The organism is Rhodoplanes sp. SY1 (assembly GCF_046000175.1).
Classification (GTDB): Bacteria; Pseudomonadota; Alphaproteobacteria; order Rhizobiales; family Xanthobacteraceae; genus Rhodoplanes.
Genome location: NZ_JBEOMB010000196.1, coordinates 1 through 2,255 on the forward strand (window position 1 = coordinate 1; position 2,255 = coordinate 2,255).

A 2,255-nucleotide genomic window follows, 5' to 3' on the forward strand; every position below is an offset into this window, starting at 1 on the left:
CGGTCGCTCCGAGGCGAACGGCACGACCGCGGCGACAGAGGCACGGTGTCAGCCGACGACGACGCGCGGCGGGGTCATCGAGATCGATCTGGGCCGGGGTCTGTTGGTGCGGGTCGATCGGGACGTGGATGCTGCCGCGCTCGCGCGAGTTCTGGACGTGTTGGAGCGGCCCCGATGACGCTCCCGATCCCGAATGGCGCGCGGGTTTGGCTGGCGACGGGCCACACCGACATGCGGAAGGGCTTCAACGGTCTGGCGCTGCAGGTCCAGGAGACTCTGCGGCGGGACCCACACAGCGGTCATCTGTTCGTCTTCCGTGGGCGCAGCGGTGGACTGATCAAGATCCTGTGGCACGACGGCCAGGGCTTCTGCCTGTTCGCGAAGCGGCTCGAACGCGGCCGGTTCCTGTGGCCGTCGCCGGCGGACGGGACCGTGGCGATCTCGGCGGCACAACTCGGCTACCTGTTGTCCGGGATCGACTGGCGTGCGCCCCAGTACACGTGGCGCCCCGACGCGGCGGGGTGACGCGGCGCCTCGTCCGGGGCTCACAAAGGCATCCGGGTGTGATTCGATCAGCGGGTGATGCGCCCCGCTGATTCGCCCTTGCCCGACGACGTCGAGACGCTGAAGCGCCTCGTGCTCGCGCGCGACGCCGAGCTGGCCCGGGCTCGCGCCGAGGTGTCGAGCGCGGAGGCGCTGATCGCCCATCTTCGGCTCGCCATCGAGAAGATGCGGCGCGAGCTCTACGGCCAGCGCAGCGAACGCAAGGCCCGCCTCCTCGATCAGATGGAGCTCCAGCTCGAGGAGCTCGAGGCCGCTGCGGCAGAGGACGAGCTCGCGGCCGCGACGGTGAGCGCGGCGGCGGGCGAGACGCCGGTTCGGCCGCACACCCGCAAGACGCCGTCCCGCAACCCGTTCCCGGCGCATCTGCCGCGCGAGCGGATCGTGGTGCCGGGCCCGACCACATGCACCTGCTGCGGCTCCGGACGGCTCGCCAAGCTGGGCGAGGACGTCATCGAGACGCTGGAGTCGGTGCCGCGACGCTGGAAGGTCGTGCAGATCGTGCGGGAGAAGTTCACGTGCCGCGATTGCGAGAAGATCAGTCAGGCGCCGGCGCCGTTCCACGTGCTGCCGCGCGGCTTCGCCGGGCCGAGCCTGCTCGCCATGATCGTGTTCGAGAAGTACGGGCAGCACCAGCCGCTGAACCGTCAGGCCGAGCGCTATGCACGGGAGGGCGTCGATCTGAGCCTGTCGACGCTCGCCGACCTGGTCGGCGGCTGCGCCACGTTGCTGCGCCCGCTCTACGATCTGATCAGAACCCATGTGTTCGCCGGCGACCGCGTGCACGGCGACGACACGCCGGTGCCGGTTCTGGCGAAGGGCAAGACCGACACCGGCCGGGCCTGGGTCTATGTGCGCGACGATCGCCCGTTCGGCGGGCACGATCCGCCGGCCGCCGTGTTCTTCTACTCGCGCGACCGCACCGGCGATCATCCCGAGCGCCACCTGCACGGCTATGGCGGGATCCTCCAGGCCGACGCCTATGCCGGATTTAACCGGCTCTACGAGGCCGGTCGCAAGCCGACGCCGCTCGTGGAAGCCGCGTGTTGGTCACACGCACGCCGCAAGTTCTTCGTGCTGGCCGACGTGACGACGAAGGCTCGGGCGAAGCCATCTGCCGTCGCGCCATTGGCCCTCGAAGCTGTAACGCGCATCGATGCGATCTTTGACGTCGAGCGCGAGATCAACGGTTCGCCGGCGGCCGAGCGCCTCGCCCTGCGTCGTGAGCGAGCCGCTCCTCTCGTCGCCGACCTCGAGATCTGGATGCGGGCCGAGCGGGTCCGCCTGTCGCGCCACTCCGACGTCGCCAAGGCGATGGACTACATGCTGAAGCGTTGGGCCGCCTTCACGCGGTTCCTCGACGACGGGCGAATCTGCCTGACGAACAACGCCGCGGAACGCGCCCTGCGTGGCATCGCGCTCGGCCGGAAGTCGTGGCTGTTCGCCGGCTCCGACCGCGGCGGCGAACGCGCCGCGCTGATGTACACCCTGATCCAGACCGCCCGCCTGAACGACGTCGATCCGCAGGCCTGGCTAGCCGACGTCCTCGCCCGCATCAACGATCACGCAATCCGAGATCTGGCCGCGCTGCTTCCCTGGAACTGGACGCCGGCCCCGAAGTCGCTCGCCGCCTGACCCTCCGCCCCGGACAACGCAAGCAGAAATCCCGCGGCCCCCGGCGAGTGGGTACGAAA

The 2,255-nt window shown here is 69.9% G+C and carries 2 protein-coding genes; both read left to right on the forward strand.

Features of this window, described 5'->3' with window-relative positions; genetic code table 11:
• The first annotated feature begins 174 nt into the window (after nucleotides 1-174).
• Nucleotides 175-525, forward strand: coding sequence for an IS66 family insertion sequence element accessory protein TnpB (gene tnpB, locus ABTU92_RS28150; RefSeq protein WP_408094887.1), 351 nt, complete (start codon nucleotides 175-177; stop codon nucleotides 523-525).
• 57 nt (nucleotides 526-582) lie between these two features.
• Nucleotides 583-2,196, forward strand: a complete 1,614-nt coding sequence (gene tnpC / locus ABTU92_RS28155; RefSeq protein ID WP_408094888.1) for an IS66 family transposase — start codon at nucleotides 583-585, stop codon at nucleotides 2,194-2,196.
• The last annotated feature ends 59 nt before the right edge of the window (nucleotides 2,197-2,255 follow it).